The sequence below is a fragment of the Bacillus sp. XT-2 genome (assembly GCF_025696525.1).
GTDB classification, from domain to species: Bacteria; Bacillota; Bacilli; order Bacillales; family Bacillaceae; genus Bacillus; species Bacillus halotolerans.
The window spans coordinates 573198-598888 of sequence record NZ_JAHVOC010000002.1 but is presented as its reverse complement, the minus strand read 5'-3'; the positions used below and the strand labels follow the sequence as shown (position 1 = coordinate 598888).

General features: G+C 44.0%; 21 protein-coding genes. 7 read left to right on the top strand and 14 right to left on the bottom strand.

What is annotated here, in order from left to right; translation table 11 throughout:
• The first annotated feature begins 3 nt into the window (after positions 1–3).
• Positions 4–735, top strand: a complete 732-nt coding sequence (locus KXD37_RS09100) for a GntR family transcriptional regulator (RefSeq protein ID WP_101859884.1) — start codon at positions 4–6, stop codon at positions 733–735.
• 19 nt (positions 736–754) lie between these two features.
• Here the strand turns inward: KXD37_RS09100 and KXD37_RS09095 are convergent, their stop codons facing one another.
• Positions 755–4630: a metallophosphoesterase gene (locus tag KXD37_RS09095; RefSeq protein ID WP_263463489.1), complete on the bottom strand. Its 3876-nt coding sequence runs from the start codon at positions 4628–4630 to the stop codon at positions 755–757.
• Between the two features lie 574 nt (positions 4631–5204).
• Between KXD37_RS09095 and KXD37_RS09085 the strand changes: the two genes are divergently transcribed.
• Positions 5205–5714 (top strand): MarR family transcriptional regulator, encoded by a 510-nt coding sequence (locus KXD37_RS09085; RefSeq protein ID WP_188323337.1) that lies wholly within the window; start codon positions 5205–5207, stop codon positions 5712–5714.
• Between the two features lie 16 nt (positions 5715–5730).
• A complete protein-coding gene (locus tag KXD37_RS09080) occupies positions 5731–6945 on the top strand; it encodes an MFS transporter (RefSeq protein WP_106019628.1) in 1215 nt (404 codons plus the stop codon).
• 26 nt (positions 6946–6971) lie between these two features.
• Here KXD37_RS09080 and KXD37_RS09075 read toward each other — a convergent pair whose 3' ends face one another.
• Genes KXD37_RS09075 through KXD37_RS09060 form a run of 4 tightly spaced genes read right to left on the bottom strand, consistent with a single transcriptional unit; the run spans position 6972 to position 8982 of the window.
• Positions 6972–7331 (bottom strand): phage holin family protein, encoded by a 360-nt coding sequence (locus KXD37_RS09075; protein WP_010332033.1) that lies wholly within the window; start codon positions 7329–7331, stop codon positions 6972–6974.
• A gap of 1 nt (position 7332) precedes the next feature.
• The gene (locus tag KXD37_RS09070) at positions 7333–7530 is read right to left on the bottom strand and encodes a PspC domain-containing protein (RefSeq protein WP_024122997.1); all 198 of its coding nucleotides are present in this window, start codon (positions 7528–7530) and stop codon (positions 7333–7335) included.
• 4 nt (positions 7531–7534) lie between these two features.
• Positions 7535–8632, bottom strand: a complete 1098-nt coding sequence (locus tag KXD37_RS09065) for a DUF4097 family beta strand repeat-containing protein (protein WP_263463488.1) — start codon at positions 8630–8632, stop codon at positions 7535–7537.
• Positions 8633–8655: 23 nt separating this feature from the next.
• Positions 8656–8982 (bottom strand): hypothetical protein, encoded by a 327-nt coding sequence (locus KXD37_RS09060; RefSeq protein ID WP_188323338.1) that lies wholly within the window; start codon positions 8980–8982, stop codon positions 8656–8658.
• Positions 8983–9200: 218 nt separating this feature from the next.
• On the opposite strand from KXD37_RS09060, the gene KXD37_RS09055 reads away from it, so the two are divergent.
• Positions 9201–9431, top strand: a complete 231-nt coding sequence (locus KXD37_RS09055; protein WP_024123000.1) for a hypothetical protein — start codon at positions 9201–9203, stop codon at positions 9429–9431.
• A gap of 43 nt (positions 9432–9474) precedes the next feature.
• Here the strand turns inward: KXD37_RS09055 and uvrA are convergent, their stop codons facing one another.
• The 3 genes from uvrA to KXD37_RS09040 all read right to left on the bottom strand — a co-directional run bounded on the left by uvrA (position 9475) and on the right by KXD37_RS09040 (position 14754).
• Positions 9475–12348, bottom strand: a complete 2874-nt coding sequence (gene uvrA / locus KXD37_RS09050; RefSeq protein WP_151174547.1) for an excinuclease ABC subunit UvrA — start codon at positions 12346–12348, stop codon at positions 9475–9477.
• Positions 12349–12355: 7 nt separating this feature from the next.
• The gene (gene uvrB / locus KXD37_RS09045) at positions 12356–14341 is read right to left on the bottom strand and encodes an excinuclease ABC subunit UvrB (RefSeq protein WP_010332039.1); all 1986 of its coding nucleotides are present in this window, start codon (positions 14339–14341) and stop codon (positions 12356–12358) included.
• A gap of 182 nt (positions 14342–14523) precedes the next feature.
• Positions 14524–14754, bottom strand: coding sequence for a CsbA family protein (locus KXD37_RS09040; protein WP_003228053.1), 231 nt, complete (start codon positions 14752–14754; stop codon positions 14524–14526).
• Positions 14755–15380: 626 nt separating this feature from the next.
• On the opposite strand from KXD37_RS09040, the gene KXD37_RS09035 reads away from it, so the two are divergent.
• The 3 genes from KXD37_RS09035 (at position 15381) to KXD37_RS09025 (ending at position 19886) form a co-directional block, all read left to right on the top strand.
• Positions 15381–17876, top strand: a complete 2496-nt coding sequence (locus KXD37_RS09035) for a PEP/pyruvate-binding domain-containing protein (RefSeq protein ID WP_127696439.1) — start codon at positions 15381–15383, stop codon at positions 17874–17876.
• Positions 17877–17952: 76 nt separating this feature from the next.
• The gene (locus KXD37_RS09030) at positions 17953–18522 is read left to right on the top strand and encodes a TetR/AcrR family transcriptional regulator (protein ID WP_127696438.1); all 570 of its coding nucleotides are present in this window, start codon (positions 17953–17955) and stop codon (positions 18520–18522) included.
• Positions 18523–18551: 29 nt separating this feature from the next.
• Entirely contained in the window at positions 18552–19886 is a 1335-nt protein-coding gene (locus tag KXD37_RS09025) for an MFS transporter (RefSeq protein ID WP_106019631.1), read from the top strand.
• Positions 19887–19934: 48 nt separating this feature from the next.
• Here KXD37_RS09025 and KXD37_RS09020 read toward each other — a convergent pair whose 3' ends face one another.
• The 6 genes from KXD37_RS09020 to cccB all read right to left on the bottom strand — a co-directional run bounded on the left by KXD37_RS09020 (position 19935) and on the right by cccB (position 25672).
• A complete protein-coding gene (locus KXD37_RS09020; protein WP_101859875.1) occupies positions 19935–21131 on the bottom strand; it encodes a S1C family serine protease in 1197 nt (398 codons plus the stop codon).
• A gap of 78 nt (positions 21132–21209) precedes the next feature.
• Positions 21210–21518, bottom strand: coding sequence for a swarming motility protein SwrAA (locus KXD37_RS09015; protein WP_038954294.1), 309 nt, complete (start codon positions 21516–21518; stop codon positions 21210–21212).
• Between the two features lie 428 nt (positions 21519–21946).
• Complete coding sequence (locus KXD37_RS09010) at positions 21947–23389, bottom strand: S41 family peptidase (protein ID WP_101864698.1); 1443 nt, start codon at positions 23387–23389, stop codon at positions 21947–21949.
• Positions 23390–23531: 142 nt separating this feature from the next.
• On the bottom strand, positions 23532–24422 hold the full coding sequence (gene ftsX / locus KXD37_RS09005) for a permease-like cell division protein FtsX (RefSeq protein WP_024123007.1): 891 nt from the start codon (positions 24420–24422) through the stop codon (positions 23532–23534).
• A complete protein-coding gene (gene ftsE, locus KXD37_RS09000) occupies positions 24415–25101 on the bottom strand; it encodes a cell division ATP-binding protein FtsE (protein ID WP_010332047.1) in 687 nt (228 codons plus the stop codon). The genes ftsX and ftsE overlap by 8 nt, the downstream gene beginning before the upstream one ends.
• Before the next feature lie 232 nt (positions 25102–25333).
• Positions 25334–25672 (bottom strand): cytochrome c551, encoded by a 339-nt coding sequence (gene cccB, locus KXD37_RS08995; protein ID WP_106019632.1) that lies wholly within the window; start codon positions 25670–25672, stop codon positions 25334–25336.
• Positions 25673–25691 lie beyond the last annotated feature (19 nt).

Genomic DNA, 25691 nt, shown 5'->3' with positions numbered 1-25691 from the left:
GCTATGAATATCGATAAACAATCTCCTATCCCGATTTATTATCAGATTATGGAGCAATTAAAAGCCCAAATAAAGAGCGGAGAACTGAAGCCGGATATGCCGCTTCCTTCCGAGCGGGAATATGCCGAGCAATTCGGGATCAGCCGGATGACAGTGCGCCAAGCGCTTTCTAATTTGGTCAATGAAGGTTTTCTCTATCGCCAGAAAGGCCGGGGCACCTTTGTCAGCAAGTTAAAAATGGAGCAAGCGCTCCAAGGGCTTACAAGCTTTACCGAAGATATGAAAAGCCGCGGTATGAGGCCGAGCAGCAGGCTCATCGATTATCAGCTTATCGATTCGACTGAGGAGCTGGCCGCCATACTAGGGTGCGGGCACCCGTCCCGCATCCACAAAATCACACGGGTTCGGCTGGCGAATGATATTCCTATGGCGATCGAAGCCTCACACATCCCATTTGAGCTGGCAGGTGAATTAAATCAGTCTCATTTCAAGTCGTCGATTTACGAGCATATCGAAAGGTACAACAGCACGCCGATTTCCCGCGCCAAACAAGAGCTTGAACCGAGCGCCGCAACACAGGATGAAGCAAGCATGCTCGGCATCCAAGAGGGGGCGCCAGTCCTGTTGATTAAACGAACAACGTATTTGCAGAACGGGACTGCTTTTGAGCATGTAAAATCTGTATACAGGGGCGACCGTTATACTTTTGTTCACTACATGGATCGGCTGTCATAAAAAAATCTCCAACCCCTTTTTAAGGATTGGAGACACGGCGAAAATCAAACTGGTCTGGCGCTGGACGATAGGTTTCTTTTTTCGTCTTGAACTTCCAGATCGGTGATTTCGTTTTTCCGTTAAAGCTGTCTTCCACAATGGTGTACCAATAATAAACAGAACTCGGCTCTAGATTCTCCCAAAGGAATTCGGCGGTTTCCCCGCTTTTCACTTTCTCGCGTTTTCCGAGCTGTTCGTTTGTATAGACATTGCATTCAAAATAATCGGTTTCTACTCTTTTCATTCTTGGCTTCAGATCAAGCTCCAGCGTAAACTCATCCTTGTTGCCGTAACTATCTGTATCATAAAAGTTTTTATCATCCAAATACGGAGAGTATGTGGATACATGCACCACATTGTTTGCCTGGTCAAACTGCATCAAACGCAAATATCCCTGGCCGCCCTCGGGCCCGCCCTGATAATCAGCAAGCATTTGATGTACGAGACGATCCGGTTTTCCGTCTCCGTCATCATCCAGCTCATCTGTTTTTCTCATCGCGCTGTGATAATGTCCGCTTAACACCATCACGACATTCGGGTTCGGCTTGACAACTTTCTTGAAAATTTTCTCGCCGATCGGGCTTCTGTTTCCGCTTACGAGTAAATATTCATGAAAAGCTAAGACAGCTGTCCTGTCAGGGTGCTTCTTCAGCACTTGATTCATCCATGCGATGTCTTCGTCCGTGATGCCCCAGCCCATGTACAGCATGATATAATCATTGCCGCTGCTTGATATGAAGTCATAATGCCCGCGGTTATTTTTGTACGATTCGCCATAATACAGTCTCTTATCGAAACGGTGGCTGCCAAAGTATTTGCCAAATGCCCTGTAGGAGCCGTCCTTATGACCGACATCGTGGTTTCCGGCCAGCACGCCGTAAGGAATTCCGCTGTTGTCCAGGACACGCATTGATTGATCAGCGTTTCTCCACTGTCTGATATCCGCGGAATCATCTACAATATCCCCTGTATGAAACACGTATTTCGTATTCAGCTTCCTTTGGGTATTTTTGATCCATGCAGTCTGCTTATCAAAAATATGCGGATAGCTTTTTGCATAATATTGCGTGTCTGACATCCAGACAAAGGTATACATATCCTTCGCAGGAGGAATTTCGTCCTGAACAATGATATTCACCTTAGATTTCCGTACATAATCGGAAGCGATGACAGACGCCTTTAGCGTGAACTGTTTGTCATCTTTGGCAACGAAGCTGTCAATCGGCTGCCACTGGCTTGTCCGGTAATTCCAAGCGTACATTGTCACTTTTCTCCCTGGCAGAGAGCTTCCTCTCCAAACGGCTTCAGCTAAATCATTCTCATCAATGGACGGGTCAACCGTCACTTCAAAACGGTGATAAGGAAAAAGCTCCTTCTCTTCAGTTGATACTGTTTTTCCGTCAGCTCCTGACACCCGATTCATTTCTTCATTGGTAAACGGCGTCTCGCTTTCCGGGACAAAGCTCTTCGGAGGTTCAGTCAGTGACGCATGCTTAAAAATTTTCACATTATTTCTGTTTTGCGCGGTATATTGAAAGCCTCTGTAAAAAGACACATCCATCGCATCATTCGTCGGATCCTTCACCCGCACCGAAAGCTTGGCTTTGTGCGTATCGGCATCGCTATTTACGATTTCCGGCTGGTCCGGATGCTCCCGCTCTGTCTTAAATGTCCGCTCAATAACCGTTTTATTGCCAGCCAAATCTGTTGCTGAGACTTTCAGCGTGTGTTTGCCCGGAGACAGCTCAGAAGTTGACGTATGATATGGGAGCGTAATGCTGTCACCATCTAAAAATGCCTCTGTTTCCTCTATTTTGCTCCATTTATCAAACATATCTGCCTGCAGAACCAGATTTCCTTTATACGTCTGTCCGTCCGTCACATTCGGTTCGATGTGCGGCCCTGAATTATCAACCCGCACTACAAAACTCAGGTTTTCATTCCCGTCGCTTACTGCAATATGATGGGCTCCTTCAGTCAGCTTCTCTGTATCCCACTTCAGCAGCTGTGACGTAAACAGTCCGTCAGGCAAATGAAATTGAAACGGCCAGCTTTTATTTGAGCGCTGATTATCCCCAATAAAAAGCTCCTTCTCGGGAGAAATACGCTCATCCCTGATCACCGTTCCATCCGATAATACCAATCGGGCATTTTTGACTAAAAAGTCATCACGGTTTTCAGCCGTATCAAACGGAGATACCTTTGAACCCGATCGTATCGTGATACGCTGCAGCTGATTCCCTTTTTGAAGCAGCGTCTCCGGCAGAGGGACAGAGTAGGTGCGGTATTTATTTGTCGTATCATCGAAGACTTTTAGCACCTTGCCGTCCATCGTTACAGCATTTTTAAAGTAAAGGTTCGTTTTTCGGGTATCGAACGCAAAATATACTTCTTTTTCCATGGCGGGCTCTGTCAGTTGTTTTTTTCCGTCAATCCACAACTTAATGCTGTCAGTCCGCCCATCCGTAGTCGCTTTGAGAAACTGTGTCCCCGAAAGTGTATCTCTGTTTTCTATATTCATCCGCAAACCGTGCGACTTGCTTGTTTGCTTAATATCAATCATTTTGACAGGCGTCTTCGCTTCATTAATCCCGTCACCGGCTACGACGTAATACTCAAGCTGATCCTTCCCGATCAGCTCAGGTGAGTAGACAATATAATGGTACAAATGATCGTTGCGGTCTTTTTCAGCGAAAATGCGTTTGAACGGTTTGTTTTCATCTGTCCGATAATAAAAGGCGGCCGTTTTCACTAAACTGCGGTCACGTATGTCAGCCCGCAGTTCAATGCTTTCAGCCGGACGGACAGGCTTGCGGTCTGTTAAATCTTCTATAACCGGCTTTTCTTTATCAAGCATCATTTTTCGTTTTTGCTCTGGAACCTGCGCCTGTAAAACCGAGCCTGGCGACGGATTTTTTTCTGCTATTGAAATGTTGAGCAGTTCCGCTGTTCCATCGAGAGGATATTTATAAAGCACAGACGACAGGCGGCGCAGCGCATGCTTTCTGTAGTGCGCAACTGAAATATCCTTCCCTGTATTCGTCGATATCGCAACCGCACGCGGCCGGGTATTCGCCATGCCCTCTGTTCCTTCCAGCACCAACAGATTTTCCCCTTCTCTCAAATGTGTCTGATAGTGCCGGTTAAAATCATCCGCTGTCAACTCAGGATGTCCGGCAGGCTTGAGCCAAAATACACAGGTTTCGCCAGAAGGAATGACGACCCGCTGATCAGGTCTCCAAATCAAATCGGAGTCCGGCCCTTCCTTCGGATAGCGATATCGGATGTGATAATCTTTAAAATCAATTGTTCTGTCGGTTGTATTATATACCTCAATAAATTCATAACCGTCTGTACGCCCGGTATTTTTTGTATCAACCGCAAGCTCGGTGATCAGCAGCTCCGGGATATGGGCGAGATCAGCCTGAAATCCATCCAGCTTCAGTGTCTTCGTTTCTGACTCCACCTGCTGCTTTCCATTCGAGAACACAATGTAATACTCGAGCTCGCTATTCCAGATTGACCTCTTCGGAATTTGCGCCAAAAACTGGCGGATAGCTCCAGGGGTTGGGTCCATCGGCACCATTTTATAGCCCAGTTCATTGCTTTGTTTATAAAACAAAAAGGCAGAAAACGATTGATACTCACTGTCACTCACGTGCGCCTGAATGATCAGGTTGCCCTTCATTTCAGCCTTCACTTCAATTTGAGGAGGGTTTTCAAGCAAGGGTATGTAATGAGGCGTTTGGAACGGTTCCTGCTTTATGACGGGCAAAGCCCTCGCTTCATGATAGCCGCCAGACTGAACAAACAGAAAAGACAATAATAAAGAAGCTATGACTGTGTATTTTCTCATCACGACACCTCCCTTTTCACGTATTTTGCGTCTGAACAGGGAAGCTTATGAGTTAATTTTTGTGCAAAAAGAACAAAAAGACATCGGCCTCTTGAAGTTAAACCGGTTAACGATAAAATCAGAGAGGCAGATTGATGGATAACAGCCTTCATAATGAATGATTTCAAGCGATACAAGAGTTCGCATTAAAAAGAGATAAGCACGGTACAGCTTCCATCTCATTCACCTCTTAAAATGAGATGGATTATTGATAGACAGCACTTAAAGCTTCAACGGATCATTTTCAGAAATAACCTTTTTTCATTTCATAGACGATTACCACAATTAATGTTTATCAGTAAACATCGGTCATTCCATCCCTTATTCTGCCATGTGTCAATATCATCAGCCCTAAAAAATTGAAAATAAGTGTAAATGCCATGGTTTTCACACTATTTTTACTGGTCATTTTTAAGCTTCCTTAAGCACCAGCAATTGACAACAAAAACAAGTACAGATAAAATCAAATCGTTCACCGGTAAACAATTTTTATTATTTCCTGGTAAACCATTCATTCAAAGAAAGAAGGTAGCCTATGTCCGGTCTGACAAAACAGCTGATATACGACATATACGTTCGGCTCCTGCATCTTAATGAACAAAAAGCGAATACTTCACTTCAGCAGTTCTTTAAGGAGGCCGCAGAAGAAGATGTGATTGATGTTCCCAAAAACATCACTAGCATCCATGTCGTTGACTGTATTGGCCAACATGAACCGATTAATAATACGGGAATTGCCAAAAAAATGAACTTATCAAAAGCGAACGTAACGAAAATCAGCACAAAACTGATCAAAGAAGAATTTATCAATCGCTATCAGCTGACTGATAACAAAAAAGAAGTCTATTTCAAATTAACCCGTAAAGGCAGACAGATTTTTGATTTGCATGAAAAACTGCACAAAAAAAAGGAGCTGGCATTTTACCAATTCCTTGATTCATTCTCACAAGATGAACAGAATGCTGTATTGAAATTTTTAGAACAGCTTACCTCCAGACTTGAAGCTGAGCAAACAGATGATACTTCAGAGAAACCTGTAAAGTAAAAAAGGGGGTTGTTTTATGGCTCAAACGAAATCAAAAGCAATGCTGATCTTGTATATTGTTTGTTTCAGCGCATTTTTTGCTTCTTTAAGCCAAAATATGTATTCACCCATCATCCCGATTATTAAAGAATCTTTCCATGTCTCTGTAACCCTCGTAAACCTGACAATTTCAGTTTTTATGATTGTGACAGCCATTATGCAAATTATTTTGGGCGCCATCATCGATTTTAAAGGCGCGCGTTATGTCTTGCTTGCCGGAATACTGGCAACGGCGGCAGCCAGTTTCGTGTGTGCCGTCACCACTGATTTTACTTTGTTTCTTATTTTTAGAATCGTACAGGCAGCCGGTTCCGCAGCACTCCCTCTCATTGCAGCCACCACAATCGGCCAGCTATTTACAGGCAATGATCGCGGAAATGCCATGGGTACGTATCAAATGCAGCTTTCGGCCGCCCCGGCTATTGCTCCTGTCCTCGGGGGATTTCTCGGCGGGGCTTACGGACACGAAGGGATCTTTTGGATGCTGACGGTGATCTCTGTTATTTTATTAGCAACAAACAGCATTTTCTTCCCTAAGGATTCTCATAGCGGATCAAAGCAAGATGCAAAATCAAGCAGTTTGCTTACTCATTATAAATCCATTTTCACAAACAGAGCTGGAAATGTCATTCTGACCTTAAGCTTTTTTCTCTTTTTCATTTATTTTGCGGTTATTGTCTATCTTCCGATATTGCTGACGGAACATTATCATATGGATGTACAGATAGCGGGACTGTTATATTTGCCTCTGGCGTTAAGCACAATCGCTGGTACCTTTCTGTTTAAAAACATACAGGCAAAAGTTCCTTTAAGTACATTGTTTGTCTACAGCAATTCAATTGCAGCGGTCAGCATCATTTTATTTGCTTTTACCCATTCCGTCTCGATCATTCTTATGGCTCTCACATTGGCGCTGTTCGGTGTCTCGATGGGGGTTATTCCTCCCCTGTATTCCACGATGATCACCAATGAGTTTGAACACAACAGGGGGAGCGCGATCGGAATCTTTAACTTTGTCAGATATACAGGTATGGCGGCCGGCCCGATGATATCAGCTTATCTGTTGACACGGATGCCGTCTGTCATGTCCTTTGGCCTTTTGGGTATCGCATTTGCCATATTGAGCTTTTGCCTTCTGCCGTATATGCATCAGGCGAAACATGACATCAAACAAGAAAAACATCTTATGTAAAAAAGCTGCCATTTGTATGGCAGCTTTTATTTTTTTCGAAGCGGTTCTAAAATGCCTTTTTGAATCAGCAAATGGAACACCGACAGGACAACAGATGCCAAGATGGCTGATCCGAAGCCGTCAATTTGAAAACTGTCACCCATAATGGACGCTGTCATCATCAAGGTGATGGCATTAATCACAAACAAAAAGAGACCCAGCGTCACAACTGTGACAGGCAGCGTAAAGATAATCAAGAGCGGTTTAATCAGCACGTTTAAGATTGATAAAATGAGGCTGGCAATAATCGCTGCCCCGATGCTGCTGATATGAATGGAATCAATGTAACCGTCAATGACGATTAATAATAAAGCATTTACTAAAATGCTGACTGCCCATTTGACCATGTTACTTCATATCCCTTTCTGACGGAACAATAAAAATCCAAATGATATATATGAGCAGAACAGGAATAACGCTTGTCATAACGGCTAAAATGACGGTTATCACTCTGAGGAGTGACGCATCCCAGTTGAAATACTCCGCCAGGCCGCCGATGACGCCGGCCATTTTCCTGTTTTTTTCTGAACGATATAATCTATTCATTCGATCACCTCTGTGTATACTTTAATTTGATGGCGCCAGTTAATGATTCGGAGAAAACGGCGATGTTTTGATCATGTGCTTGATTAGAAGTGAACATCATTTCTTTTTGAATGGTATCATTTTTTTCTTTCAGCATGTCAACATCTATTAATTCGTGGGACAGCGAGCCGAGATTGCTTTTCAGTTCAGCCTTCACCGCAAGATCATCCGGAATCGACAGCTCCACATTTCCAGTCGTCGTTTTTGTGTAAATCGAGCGGCAGTCTGATTCTGTTACAGTAATCGCGATATTTCCGTTAAAGCTTTGAACATCAATGGATTCGCTTTTTCCGCGCAGATCAATCAGCCCGTTAATGGTTTCCGCTTCTATCGTGCCGCAATTGTGATTGGCTAGCTTAATTTGGCCGTTCGCCGTTTCTGCCGAAGCTTTTTCAGCCGTCAAATTCGAGAACGACAGCACGCCATTTGTCGTTTTCGCCGAGAACTCTTTTACATGTAAATGTTCCCCTCTGATCGGTCCGTTAAACAGCTTCACCCGAATCTTATCATACTCCTTCTGAGGAATATACAATGTGACATTGGTTTTCATCGTTTTCTTTTCTGTACGGATAAAAAACTTATTTCCTTTGATTTCACATTCAATATGCTGAAGAAAAGCGTCTCTTGCTGCTTCTTGGCTGTCAGTGCGATATACCTTCGCCTGGCATTCCGCTCTGATATCCTCGTCTTCCCACGGAACAATATTTACGCTGCCGTTTGCGATCTGGAGCTCCACACTGGAAAAATCAGTATCCTTAAATTGAAAAATATGCTGTACGTCAAACGAATGCCCGAAGTTTAAATCAAGATCAACTTCTTTGACCTTTTTCACAGCAGAATCAATCCAATCGAACAGCTTCGCCCCTAAAGACGGCTTGTTGCCCTCTTTTTTGGCCGCTGTGAATGGCTCATCCTCTTCATGAACGTTAACTGACAGAGCCGTGATTTTTTCTTCTTTTTCCTTATAGTCGCCGTCGAGCTTTTCAATCAGCGTCAGTGCTTCCTGTGCCGTCAGCTTTCCTTCCTCCACAAGCTTGAGGATTCGTTCCTTTTCCTGCTTCATTCGATCTCCTCCCTATGATCTACTTATGCTGCACGCAGCACCTTAATGCCCTGAATGACGTTCCAAATCATAATGCCAATCACAACTAAGAAATATACGATTGCACCGCCAATCATCACAAATACAGGCATCACACTGTCCCCATCTATGGCAATAGCCCCGCCAAGAAAAGCGATAAATAAAACCAGCCAGCCGGCAAAAGGAACAATGTGAGAAAGCAGAGAACGTATCGCGTGATGTTTTGTCTCTTTCTCATCAACAACAAAATAAGCGACAATCGGCACAATGACCGGCGCGATAAAGACGCTGAAATAACAAAGTGATGCAATTATGGCTTGGTTACGGTTCAATTTATTCCACTCCCATCGTTAATCATCCGTGACAATAAGTCAGGACGTTTTACTTAGATAGATATACGTATAAAACCTCCAGAGGTTTCAAAATCATCCTTTAGACATGCTTCCATTTACGGAAATTGGATTTTAAAAAGTTTTAGAAGTAGAATCTTTCAGCCGTACCGATTACAATATGTAAAAAGCTTACGGCAATCAAGGAGGCTGGACAAGCAATGGAGAAAGATCCCAGTGACTATACAGTAACACAAGAATCCGTTTTAAAACTGATTCATGAACAAAAAAGAATGAACCGTGAAATGTTAGCCGAGCTTGAACAGATTCACGGACCTCTTCCCATCTCTCATGACATTCAATATATAAAAGTTCTCCTGGACAGCAGCAGCACTCATATTGTTCAAGATTTAATGAATGTGAGCCGGCAGCTGTATAAGAAGACGTTTTAATAAATACTGCAAAGAAAAGTGAAAACCCTCTGAAAAGAGGGTTTTAAGATGTTGCAGTTTCTTTCGCTTCCAAGAGTGACTTCATGCGCTTCTTGTCACGATCCATAACAGGCTTCAAATAACGCCCTGTATACGACTCTTCCACTTCAGTGATTTCCTCCGGTGTTCCCGACGCGACAATGGTGCCGCCTCCGGCTCCGCCTTCGGGCCCCAGATCAACAATATAATCAGACGTCTTGATGATATCAAGATTATGCTCAATGACAAGCACTGTATCCCCATTATCAACCAAACGCTGAAGCACGACAAGAAGTCTGGCGATATCGTCGACATGCAAACCTGTTGTCGGTTCATCTAAAATGTACAGCGTGCGGCCGGTTGAGCGTTTATGCAGTTCAGATGCAAGTTTCACCCGCTGCGCTTCACCGCCTGACAAGGTAGTCGCCGGCTGGCCGAGCGTAATATAACCAAGACCAACATCGTACAGGGTTTGGAGCTTGCGCTTAATTTTCGGGATATTTTCAAAAAAAGAAAGAGCATCTTCGACCGTCATATCAAGCACATCAGAAATGCTTTTTCCTTTGTATGTCACTTCAAGTGTTTCCCGGTTGTAGCGTTTGCCGTGGCACACTTCACATGGCACGTATACGTCAGGAAGGAAATGCATTTCAATTTTTATAATCCCGTCTCCGCGGCAGGCTTCACATCGTCCGCCCTTCACATTAAAACTGAAACGGCCTTTTTTATAGCCGCGGACTTTCGCTTCATTTGTCTGTGCGAATACATCGCGAATATCATCAAAAACACCGGTGTATGTCGCAGGATTTGACCGCGGCGTTCTTCCGATCGGCGCCTGATCAATATCAATGACTTTGTCTAAATGTTCGAGGCCTTTGATTTCTTTATGGCTGCCTGGCTTCGCTTTTGCTTTATGAAGCTTTTGCGCTAATGCCTTGTGAAGTATTTCATTGACGAGGGTGCTTTTTCCCGATCCTGATACACCCGTAACCGCTGTAAACGTCCCTAGCGGAAACTTGGCATTTGCCTTTTTCAGATTGTTTTCTGAAGCGCCTTTAATCTCAATATAGCGGCCGTCCGGTTTTCTTCTTTCGGGAGGCAGCGGGATAAATTTCTTCCCTGATAAGTAACTGCCTGTTAACGAATCTTGATCTGCCATGACTTCTTCCGGAGTTCCCGCGGAAATAACTTGTCCTCCGTGGATGCCGGCACCCGGGCCGATATCAATTAAATAATCGGCTGCCATCATCGTATCCTCATCATGTTCTACGACGATCAGTGTGTTCCCCAGGTCTCTCATGTTTTTCAGCGCGCTGATTAAACGGTCGTTATCACGCTGGTGCAGACCAATTGATGGCTCATCTAAAATATAAAGCACACCGGATAACCGCGAACCGATTTGAGTTGCCAGCCTGATCCGCTGCGCCTCTCCCCCGGACAATGTTCCCGCTGCCCGGCTCAGTGTCAGATAATCAAGTCCGACTTTGTCCAGAAAGCTTAAACGCTCCACAATTTCCCGCAAAATCAGATCGGCAATCTTCATATCCTTTTCAGAAAGCGTAAGGTCTTTGAAGAAATCAAGGGCATTTCCGACAGACAGCTCGGTAATTTTTCCGATGTGACGTCCGTCGACCAGTACCGCAAGCGCCTCTTTCTTTAGCCGATAACCTTTACAAGTCGGACAAGCCTTTTGGGACATATATTGCTCCATCTGCTCACGGATGAAATCCGAGCCTGTCTCCTTGTAACGTCTTTCAATGTTGCGCAATACGCCTTCAAATTGGATTTCACCTTCGCGTATTTGCCCGAAATCATTTTCGTAACGGAAATAAATCAGGTCATCTCCGCTTCCATAAAGGACTTTATCCAGCTGATGCTTCGGCAGATCCTTTACCGGTACATCCATATCAATGCCGTAATGGGTGCAGACCGCTTCAAGAAGCTGCGGATAATATTGTGAGCTGATCGGCGTCCAAGGGGCAATTGCATTCTCTTTCAACGACAAATCTTGATTGGGAATGACAAGATCTGCATCAACTTCGAGCTTCATACCTAGACCGTCACACGTTGGACACGCTCCGAATGGGCTGTTGAATGAAAAAAGCCGCGGCTCAAGTTCACCGATTGAAAATCCGCAATGCGGACAGGCATGATGCTCACTGAACATCAGCTCTTCCTCACCGATCACATCAATCATGACACGCCCTTCACCTAATCGAAGCGCTGTCTCCAATGAATCCGACAGACGGGCTGCTACGCCTTCTTTTACCACAATCCGGTCAATGACAACCTCGATTGAATGTTTTTTATTCTTTTCTAATTCGATCTCATCAGAGAGCTCGGCCATCTCGCCGTCAATTCTGACTCTGACATAGCCTTGTTTTCTGATCTGCTCAAGCGCTTTTACATGAGCGCCTTTTCTGCCGGACACAATCGGCGCCAGCACCTGAAGCTTCGTCCGCTCCGGATATTCCAAAATCCTGTCCACCATCTGCTCAATGGTCTGTGACGTGATTTCGATTCCGTGCTCCGGGCAATGCGGCTTTCCTACTCTCGCATACAAAAGACGCAGATAATCATAAATTTCCGTTACCGTACCGACAGTAGATCTCGGGTTTCGACTCGTTGTTTTCTGGTCAATGCTGATGGCAGGAGAAAGCCCTTCAATCGCATCGACATCAGGCTTATCCATTTGCCCTAAAAACTGGCGGGCATAGGCGGATAACGACTCAACATATCGTCTCTGCCCTTCTGCATATATGGTATCAAAGGCAAGGGAGGATTTCCCTGAACCAGACAGGCCCGTGACAACGACAAGCTGATCTCTCGGAATGGTCACATCAATATTTTTCAGGTTGTGCGCCCTTGCTCCCTTCACCTCAATCCGATCCATAGCCATTCTTTCATCATCCTTCCGCTTTTAACTCTAAAAGTAAATCGCGAAGCTCCGCGGCTCTTTCAAAATCAAGCGCCTTGGCGGCTTCCTTCATTTCGTGCTCCATTTGTTCGACGACTTTCTGACGCTCTTTCTTCGTCATTTTCGACAGCTTCGGCGCAGCTTTTGTTTTATACTCCGCTTTGTCCTCAGCAGCCACAGTCGCACGAATCACGTCACGAATTTCTTTATTAATCGTTTGCGGCGTAATGCCGTGTTCTTCGTTAAACCGCTCCTGCTGCTCGCGCCGGCGTTTCGTTTCATTAATTGCAATTTCCATAGACTTCGTCATTTTATCGGCGTACATGATGACACGGCCTTCCGCGTTCCTCGCCGCCCGTCCGATCGTCTGAATAAGCGAACGCTCCGAACGCAGGAAGCCTTCCTTATCCGCATCTAAAATCGCAACCAGGGATACTTCCGGAATATCAAGCCCCTCTCTCAGGAGGTTGATGCCAATGAGCACATCATGCTTGCCGAGACGCAAATCACGAATAATTTCGATCCGTTCAAGCGTCTTAATTTCTGAATGCAGATAATTAACCTTGATGCCGATTTCTTTTAAATAATCGGTTAGGTCCTCTGACATCTTCTTCGTCAAAGTCGTTACAAGCACCCGTTCATTCCGTTCAACTCTCGCGTGAATTTCACCGATTAAATCATCAATCTGGCCTTCAATCGGCCGCACGTCAATAAGCGGGTCAAGAAGCCCTGTCGGACGGATGATCTGCTCTATCATTTCATCTGTATGTTCAATTTCATACGGCCCTGGTGTGGCTGACACATAGACGATATTGTGCATATGCTTTTCAAATTCTTCAAACCGGAGCGGGCGGTTATCAAGCGCTGACGGAAGACGGAATCCGTGATCCACCAGCACCTGCTTTCTCGCCTGGTCTCCGTTAAACATGCCGCGCACCTGAGGAATCGTCACGTGCGACTCATCCACCACAATCATAAAATCGTCAGGAAAATAATCGAGAAGCGTATACGGCGTTGAACCCGGCGGGCGAAGCGTCAAATGTCTTGAATAATTCTCAATGCCGGAGCAGAATCCCATTTCCCGCATCATTTCAAGATCATATCTCGTCCGCTGCTCTAAGCGCTGCGCTTCCAGAAGCTTGCCGTTTTCATGCATGACCTTCAGCTGCTCCTCAAGCTCCTTCTCGATATTTTGAATCGCTTTTTCCATTTTTTCGGCCCGCGTAACGAAGTGGGATGCCGGGAAAATCGCGATATGTTCACGGTCGCCTAAAATTTCTCCGGTCAGGGCGTCCACTTCCCTAATCCGTTCAATTTCATCTCCGAAAAACTCGACTCTTACACAGTGTTCATCACGGGATGCCGGGAAAATTTCCACTACATCTCCGCGCACACGAAACGTACCGCGCTGAAAATCAATGTCGTTGCGGGCATATTGAATGTCAACAAGCTTTCTAAGCAGCTCGTTGCGCTCAATTTCCATTTCAGGACGCAATGACACAACCATTTCACGGTATTCTTCAGGCGAACCGAGACCGTAAATACAAGACACACTCGCAATGATAATCACATCTCTCCGTTCAAACAGAGACGATGTAGCGGAGTGTCTGAGTTTATCAATTTCATCATTAATGCTGGCATCTTTCTCTATAAATGTATCCGTTTGAGGCACATACGCCTCCGGCTGATAATAATCATAGTAGCTGACAAAATACTCGACAGCATTGTTCGGAAAAAATTCCTTAAACTCGCTGTAAAGCTGTCCGGCAAGGGTTTTGTTATGGGCAATGACGAGTGTCGGCTTATTGACTTCTTTAATCAAATTGGACACCGTAAATGTTTTGCCCGTTCCTGTTGCACCCAGCAGAGTCTGATGCTTCTTGCCCTCCTGAATGCCTTTGACAAGCTTTTCAATGGCTTTCGGCTGATCTCCCTGGGGCTGGTATTTTGAGACTAACTCAAAGCGATCTTTCACAAATAAGCCTCCGTTTCTTTAACGAAATCTTCCTATAGATATAGTAACACAATGGAAAGCAAAATCACCAAAAATACGAACTAAAGTTCGGTGGTTTTTTATTTCCAGATATTTTCATGTATAAAAAACCTGCTTTTAAAACGTAAAAGCAGGAATTCATCTTTATATTCATTATGTCCGGTTTATTCTTCTTTTTTCTCAGCAGCTTTTTTGGCCATGTAAAGTCCGCCGGCCACAAGGGAGACAACATCTAATCCCACAATAAAATACGTTTCTGTATAGCCTTTTAAATAAGAAGCAAACAGCAGTGCAGCTGTAAGAGCGATCGCCACGTAATGGTTAAAGGTCACTCTCGTAAATAGGACGACAAGCATAAAAGGGAAAAATAATGCAAAAACGGCTTTTGTAATCACAAAAACCCTCCTCAGGGATTCTTCATCTGATTTGATTATAGTAAAAAATGAAGAATCGGACAATCGTGCAATGGTTCCCTCTTTCTACACCATACCCTTTTTCAGTTCAATTCATCGTGCCCTGCCGCAAAACTCTCTTCTTATAGATAGACAGATGCCTCATCCGATTTTTTGGCAAGACCCAAATCCAGCTATTCAACCCGGACAGAAGAAATGTTCATAATAAAATAATAGATTACCGGCAGGCAAAATAGACGGTATCAAATATAAAGAAAAATTGACTTTAGTGCGGCTGAATGAGAGCTGAAACTGTACTGATTGTCAAATCAACAGGAAGGTAGGTATTAAGTCTCGTTTAAGTGAAGGAAGCTTGACCAACAGCGATCTGAAAGCTCAGTGAAACGATTTGCGAATACGAAAAAATAAGCAAACAGACCCGCTCAGTTTTATTTTTCATGATCATCTAACTAACTTAAATATTCATTTGATTTAGGGCTTTTTGCGTTTGACAACATTTTCCTATAAATCTACAATTGAGTGATAGTGTTCACTATCATTTTTTTGAACATTGGCTCCCAAAAATAAAAGATAGAGAGAAAAATACTAAGGAAAGAGGGGTTTTAAACATGTACTCTGTGTTATTTCGCCAAGCTGAAGAATCCAGTCAGCTGGCTGGAGCAAAAGGCATGAATCTGATTAAACTGACCAAACACGGACTTCCTGTTCCAGATGGGTTTATCATTCAAACGAACGCTCTCGCCCGTTTTATGGAGGATAATCAGCTTCATGATTCAAGCGAAAATATCGAAAATGCCATTATTGCCGGAGCATTTTCAGATGAGCTAAAGAACGAGCTGACGAGCTCCTTTTACGAGCTGAGAGAATCATATCGTTCCGTGGCCGTCCGCTCATCATCAGCCTCAGAAGATTTAGAGGGCGCTTCATTCGCCGGTCAATATGAAACCTATTTAAATATAAAAACAGAAGAAGAATTTCTGGCTAAGGTGAAAGAATGCTGGGCCTCCTTTTTCTCAGGCAGGGTCAGCCGCTATAAGAAGAAAATGAACAATCAAATCGCAGAGCCGTTAATGGGTGTTGTGGTGCAGGGCCTGATTAATTCAGAAATATCGGGTGTGATTTTCAGCCAAAATCCCGTTACCCATGATGATAGAGAGTTATTAATCAGCGCCAGCTACGGCCTGGGAGAAGCGGTCGTATCAGGAAGCGTCACTCCTGACACGTATATCGTTCATAAAGCTTCATTTGAGATTCAGAAAGAAATGGGTTTAAAAGAGATCTACATGGAGTCCGCAGCAGAAGGCATTGCCGAAAAAGAAACGAGCGAAGACATGCGCAGCCGTTTTTGCCTTACAGATGAACAGGTAATTGAGCTGGCTGAAATCACCAAAAAAACCGAAGCCCTATACGGATATCCTGTTGATTTAGAATTCGGCATCGCCAATCATAAACTGTACCTTCTGCAGGCACGGCCAATTACCACCATTGAACAGGATAAAAAAGCGGCTGAGGAAGAACGGAACTTCATGATCACCGGCGAGGATATGGATGATTTTTGGCTCAATATGGAGTCCAACATCGAAGGCCCGGTCAGTCCGCTATTTTCATCTTTTATTGTGCCCGCACTTGAATACGGCTTAAAGAAAAGTATGCAGCAGTTCCCGATCGGTGTCATCGTCGATGAAGTAAAAGTTTACCGGGGACATATTTATTCAAAAAATCAAGGCGGACAACAACAGCCTCCTGAGGACAGTGCCGAAGAGCTTTTTCCGATATTGGCCGAGCGCATGTACGACATCATTCATAACACGTACCTTCCGTTTTACCGGACATTGGACCAACTCACACAAACGGAACACACTCCGGAAAGTGCGCTGGAGGCCTTTAAAAAACTGAAGGCCTTTTATCTCACGGCCTATGAGGAACACTTCAATATCGTTTTCCCGCAAATTCTGTTGACGAACAAACTGCAAGCAATGTATCAAAACATTCAGGGTGAAGCTGAAAACTCACATTTTTATGAAATGCTGACAGGAGTCATGAACAAATCGCTGGAAACAGACCGCGGCCTATGGCAATTCTCCGTTGAAGTACGAGAAAATCCGAGTCTGACAGCCATTTTTGAGCATACCGAGCCGCAACAGCTGCAGAAGAAATTAGAACAAATCGACGAGGGCAGACGTTTCCTGCAAAAAATCAATGAATTTTTACAGGAATACGGATGGAGATCTGTAAAAAGCCACGATCTGATTGAACAGACTTGGGCAGAGAATCCATATTACGCATTGACTCATATTCAAAACTACGTCCGCAATGGCTATCATTTTGACAACGAATTTAAGAAGACCATTGAAAAACGTGAGAAGTTGTACAATGAATTCTTGCAAAGCATTGAGGATTCCGCTTTGCAGAAAGAATTTGAACGTTATTATCAATGGACGCTGAATTCGTCCAATATTAAAGATGATCATCATTTTTACATTGATGCTATGCTGGATGCCAAGGCAAGAGTCTTTTTGCTGAAGGTAGGAGAATTGCTGGCAAAAAGCGGTGTGATCCGAGATCGAGAAGACCTTTGGTTCTTATATGATGACGAGGTGGAAAACGCGCTCCTTCATCCCGTATCCCTTCAAGAGAAGGCTGAAAAACGGAGACAAATCTTTCATGAGTATGAGCTGGCACAGGCGCCTGCTTATCTCGGTACACCGACAAAAGCGCAGCTGAAAGCGGCTGAAGAAATTGTCGGTGCTGTCATAGAAGATGAAAAAAACACGGAGAATGATATTTTCGGAATTGCAGCATCAAGCGGTATCGCAACAGGGCCGGTTAAATTGATTCGGGATGCCAGTGAGTTTTCTCGATTCGCGCCTGGAGACATCCTGGTTTGCAAAATGACGACACCGCTATGGACCAGCCTGTTTCAAGATGCCAAAGCCATTATTACAGACACCGGAGGAATCTTGTCTCACGCAGCGATTATCGCACGGGAATACGGCATTCCGGCTGTTCTCGGCACACGTGCAGCGACAGAAAGGCTTCGAGATGGAGACATCGTCACTGTAGACGGAAACAGCGGCAAAATCACAGTTGTCAGCCGGTCCTGATGCGCCCACCCTCTTTATTATACAAGCGGGGCAGGTGTATACTTGTCCTGCCAGTATATTCGTGAGGTGAAATGTATTGAGACCGACAAACCGCAGAATCCTTGACGCTGCCATGCAGCTGCTCGTCAAAAAAGGATATCGTGCAACGACTACAAAAGAAATTGCAGAAAAAGCAAACGTAAGTGAAGCGACGATTTTCAGGAATTTTAAAAACAAACAGGGGCTTGTCGAGGCTCTGCTTTCTCAGCATTCTGCAAATCGAAATCGCATCTTTGAGCAAACAGAGGGTGATTTGTATAAAGACCTGCTGCATATCGGAACCTGTCTGCTGGAAGAGCTTGAACAAAGAAAAGATATAATTAAAATCAGCTTTCGTGAACCGGCCATGTTTCAGGATGTCATCGACCATGTGACTGAATATCCCCAATCTATGAAACAGCTTTTAGTTGATTATCTCACAAGCATGGGTGAGAAAGGGGCTATCCAGACAGGAGATGAATCGGAACATGCCGATGTATTTATTTCGATGATTTTTGGTTACTTTGTACACCGTCTTCATTTAGGAGACAGAGTGATTACAATGCCCCAGGAAAAAATGCTGGAGCATAGTACAGCTGTATTCGTCAAAGGAATTACTGCCCGTTAGCTCCTTGGCAAAACAAAAGGAGGATCCCAATGAGCTCAAAAAAAGAATGGGCGCTGATCGTCTCACTTTTATTGGGGGCCATCCTGGTTCCCATTAACTCAACGATGATCGCAGTCGCGCTTTCATCTATATCACATACGTATAACGAATCCATCGCAAGCATCACTTGGGTGGTTACCGTTTATTTAATCGTCATGGCCGTCACACAGCCAATAGCTGGAAAACTCGGTGACATGTACGGCAATAAAACCATGTATTTATGGGGCGTCGGCCTGTTTCTGATTGCTTCATTAGGCTGCGCTCTATCGCCGAGCCTGTTTTTGTTAATTGTATTTCGGGCTTTGCAGGCTGTCGGCGGGGCACTGCTCACGCCAAACAGCATTGCCATTATCCGGCACGTTGTATCAGAGAAACGCCTTCCGAAAGTATTTGGCTATTTCGGGCTCGGCGCGGGTCTGGGCGCCGCTCTCGGGCCGTTTATCGGCTCTCTTTTGATTGACAGCTTCAGCTGGCATTCGATTTTTTGGGTCAACATCCCGTTTCTCGCCATTGCTTTATTTACAGCATTGACCATGTTTCCTCAATATAAAGAAAACAAATCAGAGGCGCCGCTGGATATTATCGGCTCTCTCTTGCTGGCAGGCAGCATCGTTTCGATTATCCTGCTGACGAAAAATGAGTCTTCATGGGGCTATGCATTATACAGCATATTGATACTGCTTTTTGTCCCGCTTTTTTTCAGACGGGAAAAACGCACACAGCATCCAATCATTGATTTTGCGCTGTTTAAAAGCTCAACCTTTACAAATGCCAATCTATCCGTCTTGTTAAGCAATCTAATGATGTATGCCGTCTTATTGATTATGCCGTTATTCATGACAAACCAGTTTGGGCTTAATACGTCTAACAGCGGCATGGCGCTTTCCGTCTTTTCGATATTTATGTCGGCGAGCAATTGGGCAGGCGCTCAGCTCCATCATAAATGGGGTGCGAAAAAAATCATATTTCTCTCATTTGCGATGATGGCCGGAGCCAATTTGTTATTTTTGCTCTTGAGCAGCTCCCATTCCGTTTTCTTCCTGATGATCTCTCTTATTCTCGGAGGGCTTGCATCCGGAGTCGGACTGACCAGCATGCAGGTGTCATCCCTTGCCACAGTAGAGCCCACGATGTCCGGAGTGGCTTCCGGTATTTTCTCGACCTTCCGTTATTTCGGAAGCATTATTTCGTCAGCCTTAATTGGCCTGATTTCTGGGTATCACACGTTATTTATTATTCTCTTCGCGGTATCCATCATTGGTGTTTTTGTTTCGTTAGGCATCAAATCTGACGAAACGGCACGCATGGAACAAAATTCAGCGTAAAACAAAACAGCCCGGCGCCACACAAAATATGTGGTGCCGGGCTGTTTTTTATGATCCAGGCAAAGCGGCTGCTTCATCTTCACGGTCATCCTTTACGAACAGAATGCCCAATTCATGATGTTCTCCCTCATAAGACGCACGCTGATCAAAGCGAATCTCCCCGTTCAGACCGATAATTTCAAGTTTCACATACGCACGGTTGCGCTGGAGCGCTTCATAAAAATCTGATACGTGCTTAACGGGCACGCCGTTGACTTTCGTAATAATTTCTCCGATTTTTAATTCCAAATCTTCAGCCGGTGTATTTGGTATAATACCAAGCACCATTAAGCCTTGATCACGCTTGGAGAAATAAAACGGTGCTGCATTGTCGTTTACCCTTTGCTTCACGGACAGAAAAATACGTCCTAATACAGCCGCACAGACAGCTGCACCCGCAAGCGGCGTCCACAGCAAACTCGCTGCACCGAGAGCGGAGACAATAAGCCCGAGTATACAGACTCGCTTCGCTGTGATTCTTATACTGGTTTCAGGAAGGGAACCCTGCACCCTTTGGCCGAATCCGACAAAGTAAGGTATCCACAGAAAATGGAATGACCCTCCGGGAACAGAAAACACAGGCCACCAGCTGAGGTGTGATTCTAATCCATTGCCAGGTACAAGAATAAACAGCGGTAAAAGCCATATACGGTTTGCAAGCTGCTGACCGATCGGCAAACCGCGGCTGCTGACGACCAATCCCGGTGATGTTTTCACATGGGCAGAACGATATGCAACCGCTCCTTCAGCGATAACCAATAAACCCAAAAACACCGCCAGGGCCGGCCACATGACCGCAAAGCCTTGCGGAAACCGATCCAGAAAAGGTTCAGCCTGATTCACTTGCAGTCCAAAACCTATCAGCATACTCACACTGACGATATATGCAGCAGACATCCAGTTTGCGCGAAGAGTGAGCGCTGCCGCTGCAGTCATAACGGCAATAATCGCAAGCATACCGAGAGGAATAGAAATTCCGAGTACCCCTAAAACAATAGACAAAAGGATACCGGGAATTAACCCTTTTGTATATGTAAATTTCAGTTCATCATAAATGTCTGCTATTCTTGTATGAAAGGTTTTTCGCTCACGTTTGATCCTCACATATCCGAAAGCCAGACTTACAATGACAAAAAACCAGAATAGCGGGTGCAAAAAGAACAGGCCCGCACTTTTTAACAGTTCAAATCCCCATTGAACAGACACTATCTTTCACCGCCTCAAGCCAAACATATTACTCATATTCTATCAAATATTAAATGGCTTGGATATCCTCAGGAGGGTTTATCTCTCTTGCGTCATCCACAGCGTGACATTCGATAGTGAAAAATCCTTTAAATAATGGTTTACATCAACGTCCAATAACCCGCTGATCAGGTGCATCGACCTCTTTATATCTGTCAGATTGATTCCTAATCGTTTATGGTTTTTCATTAAGTAATTAAAATAATGCTTGGCACATTCTTCATTAATGTCATTGACCGATTCAACATTTGTGTAATTCACTAGGTACCTGCTAAACAGCATAAGAAGACTTAGTGCTTTTGTAGCTGAAAATGTTACGTCTTGTGTTCTGTCTTTTAATTGTTCCACTAATTCATAATATTTTTTTCACGCACAATACTTGCCCTCTTCAATTGTGAACCCCCATTTTCTTTGTACAGATAAGCACGGGCCAGTATAAGCAGCAGTACTGGAGTGCTAACAAGCATTCTCGCTAACGTTTCTCTTTTAAATACCTGTAGTTCAGCTGCCATAAACCTGATTACTGTTCTTTTTAGAACCTTCTTATATTGTATGAAGTAAACAAAGACTAGGCAACTTGCAAAAGTTTCATTTTAAATGCATATTTTCTCGTTAGAAAGTCTCTCTCATATATTGATATCGGGTAATCTCGGTCCTTTATAAATGTTTATTTGTGAAAAATTTTTTAATATCTTGTCAAAAACTCAATTTTTATGTGACTTATGGATTATTTATTCATTAAGCACAAAGAAACAGGAGATGGAACACCATCTCCTTTAATTGACAAATAATGATTTAAGCGCCGTTTGAAGCTGCAAATCATTTTTTTCATCTGATTTTTTCATTTCAATTAAATGATTTATTTTCTCCGCGGTGCGATTGTCAATCACACCCGTTTTTGCGAGCTTGTTTTGATCCTGAAAGGCCAAAACCGCTTTTTTCATTTCTTTACTGAAATAGCCGTCTTCCCGACCCGGATCAAAACTGAGTCCTTTCAGCAAAACCTGTGCATGTTTCACATCTTCATTGTTCATATCAGCTTTAAGAGGCTCTTTTAGCTGCAATGGACCTGCGGAGAAATAATCAGGCTGCTTTATCGCAATGGTCGGCTTAACACCCTTCTTATGAATCCAATTCCCGTTTGGCGTCAGCCACTTGTAAAGCGTCAATTTAATATTGCTGCCGTCTCCCATCGGTACAGCTTGTTGAACAGTTCCCTTTCCGAACGACGTGTCACCTACAACATCATAATGCCCCGCTTCTTTTAATGCGCCTGCAAGAATTTCAGAAGCAGAGGCGCTCCCCTTATCTGTGATGACATTGACAGGGTATGTTTTTTTATGGGTCAATGTTGAAAAATAACGTTTTCTATCTCCATTGCGTTCAGCAATCTGAATGTACGGCTGATCCTTTGTAATGAAATGCTTAAGAATCTCTTCAACACTTTGAAGATATCCTCCCGGGTTTCCTCGAACATCCAGCACAAGGCCTTCAATTCCTTTTTTCTCAAGCTTGCCCAATGCTTTTGCAAAATCCTCCGCCGTATGCTCAGAAAAAGTAGAAATGGCGATATACCCGACAGAATGCCCCTGCACTTTTTTCTCTGAAGCAAACACCGTTTCAAGCGGAATTTCAGCTCTCTTAATGCGGAATGACAATTGCTTCTTCGTCCCGGGCCGCTGAATCTTTATTGACACGCTGGAACCTTTCTTTCCTCTTATTTTTAAGACAGCGTCATTTAAATCCTTGCCCGCCATCGATTCTCCATCAATACTGATGATTTCATCATTCGGCTTCAGCCCGGCTTTTTCCGCAGGAGATTGTTTAAATGGAGATACAATAATGATTTTGCCTTCTTCCACTCCAACCTCAGCCCCGATGCCTTCGAAAGAGGAATCAAGAGAATCAGAAAATTGCTTTGCCGTCTGCTTGTCCATATAGACGGAATAAGGATCGTTTAATGTAGACAGCATCCCTTGAATGGCTCCTTCAAGCAGCTTTTCTCTATCAACCTTTTCTACATATTCATTCGAAATCAATTCATATGCTTTTTCAATTTTATCCATAGCTGCAGCCCGATCAGAGTCAGCTTGAGCCGTTGCGGCAACAGCTGCGGCTTCGGGCTTTTCGGCTTCCAGCAGGTTCATTCCCGCATATACGCCGGCGCCTCCGAACAGCATGCTCCCCGCCGCTATCACAGCGATTATTTTTTGATTCATCCTTTACTCCTCCTGTATGCCAGACTGTCTTTGCAAAACCTAGAGATAGTATATGTAAAGGATGGAGATTTCATGTAATCATAGAAGAAAAAGAAGGCAAAAGAAAAAAGCCGTCCCGCAATCGGGATGGCTTTTCTTATGTTTATACCCGCAAAAACTTGCGGATGGAAGTCAGACTTCCCCATACTCCAATCACTGCGCCAATTGCAATTAATACAAGCGAGACTTGGAATACAAACGGATTATATGGAAGAAGAGAGACAAATGATCCTTGAACCTTCGGAACGACCCATCCGATAACATATTGATAAGTGCTCAATACAAGCGCGATCGGAATGACTGAACCGAATACGCCGAGCAGCAATCCTTCAAGGAAAAACGGCCAGCGGATAAACCAGTTCGTCGCACCAACAAGCTTCATGATTTCAATTTCTTTTCTTCTTGCAAAAATCGTAATTTTGATGGTGTTGGAAATTAAGAACATCGCCGTAAACAATAAGCCGATAATTAACGCGATTCCGATGTTGCGGGAAACGCCGACCACTTTAAACAAACGGCTGACCTCTTCTTTTCCGTAAGTAACTTTGTAAACATGATCCATTTTTTCTATCTTTTTCGCGACACTTGGGGTATCATGCGGATCGGTCGTTTTCACGACAAACGCGTCATTCAGCGGGTTTTCCTGATCCTGCATCGTCAGGGATTTTCCGCTGTCTCCAAAACTGTCAACTAACTGGTCAAGCTCTTTTTCTTTAGATGAAAAAGTGACACTTTGAATGCCGTTCAGGTCTTTTATCTCGTTCTGCAGCTTGTCCTGTGCCTTCTTATCTGCAGTCAGATCAACCAATACCTTGATTTCGACTTCTTTTTCAGCATTCGTAGCCATGTTATTCAAATTCAGCATAATCACTAAAAACACGCCGACTAAAATCAGCGTAACGGTTACTGCACTAATGGATGCAAACGTCATCCATGTGTTTCTCCCGAGAGATTTAAAACTCTCACGCAAATGGCGCCCGAGAATTTTAATCATAAGAACCATACTCCCCTCTTGACTCATCACGCACAATGATACCATCTTCGATTGCAATGACACGTTTCTTAATGGTGTTTACGATTTCTTTATTATGTGTCGCCATTACGACTGTTGTTCCGCGGTTATTAATCTCCTCCAGCGTCTTCATGACTTCCCAAGACGTATCCGGATCAAGGTTTCCCGTAGGTTCATCTGCAATGACAACATCAGGGCTGTTCACAATTGATCTGGCTATAGAGACACGCTGCTGCTCCCCGCCTGAAAGCTGGTCAGGGAATTGTCTCGCTTTATGCTTCAGCTGCACCAAATCAAGCACTTCAAGCACCCGTTTTTTAATGACAGACGGCTGTTCTCCAATTACTTCAAGGGCAAAAGCCACATTCTCAAACACAGTAAGTTTCGGGAGAAGCTTGAAGTCCTGGAAGACTACACCTATTTTACGCCGCACGAAAGGAATCTCTTTTTCTTTAACTGATGCGAGATCTTTATGATTGAGTAAAATTTGCCCTTTTGTCGGCTTTTCTTCTCTGTATATCATTTTAATAAAAGTAGATTTACCCGCTCCGCTCGGTCCGACAACATAAACAAACTCTCCGGGATGAATGGTAACTGAAATCCCGTTTAGCGCCTTTACACCGTTCGGATAGGCTTTGTATACTTCTTTCATCTCTATCATGAAATCACCTAATCTTTTATATCATTTTATGTCGCACGGTCATACTCTTCGAAAGCATTCGACAGTTTATGACCCATTCATTTGTAAAAAGATGAAAAATCTGAAAGTTTGATTTTCAACACACTTCATTATACGTCAAATTTAGACATAATACTATTACAGTTTCTTTTCATTCATCATGATTTCGGCATAAAAAAATCCTTGCCTGAATCGCGGCAAAGATTTTCTCCTCTTACTTTTTCTCTGACAGCCATTTGGCAATTGAAGCGGCTTCCTTATCATCTACAAGCCCCTTCGGCATATTGCCCCGTCCGTTTTTAATAATGCTTTCAATTTTTTCTTCGTTGTATTTGCCTCCAACCTCTTGGAGATTAGGTCCTGAGACACCTTCTAAATCCTTGCCGTGGCAGCCTACACAGCTCTGCTGATATAATTCTTCCCCTTCAGACGCAGAGGCTTCTGTTTTGCTGCCGTTGTCTGTCTTCTCTTCTTTTGCATCGTTAGAACCGCAGGCAGCCAGCAGGGCAGAAATGGCAAATACAAGCATTAGTATCGATAGTTTTGATTTCATGTTGAGAAGCACAACTCCT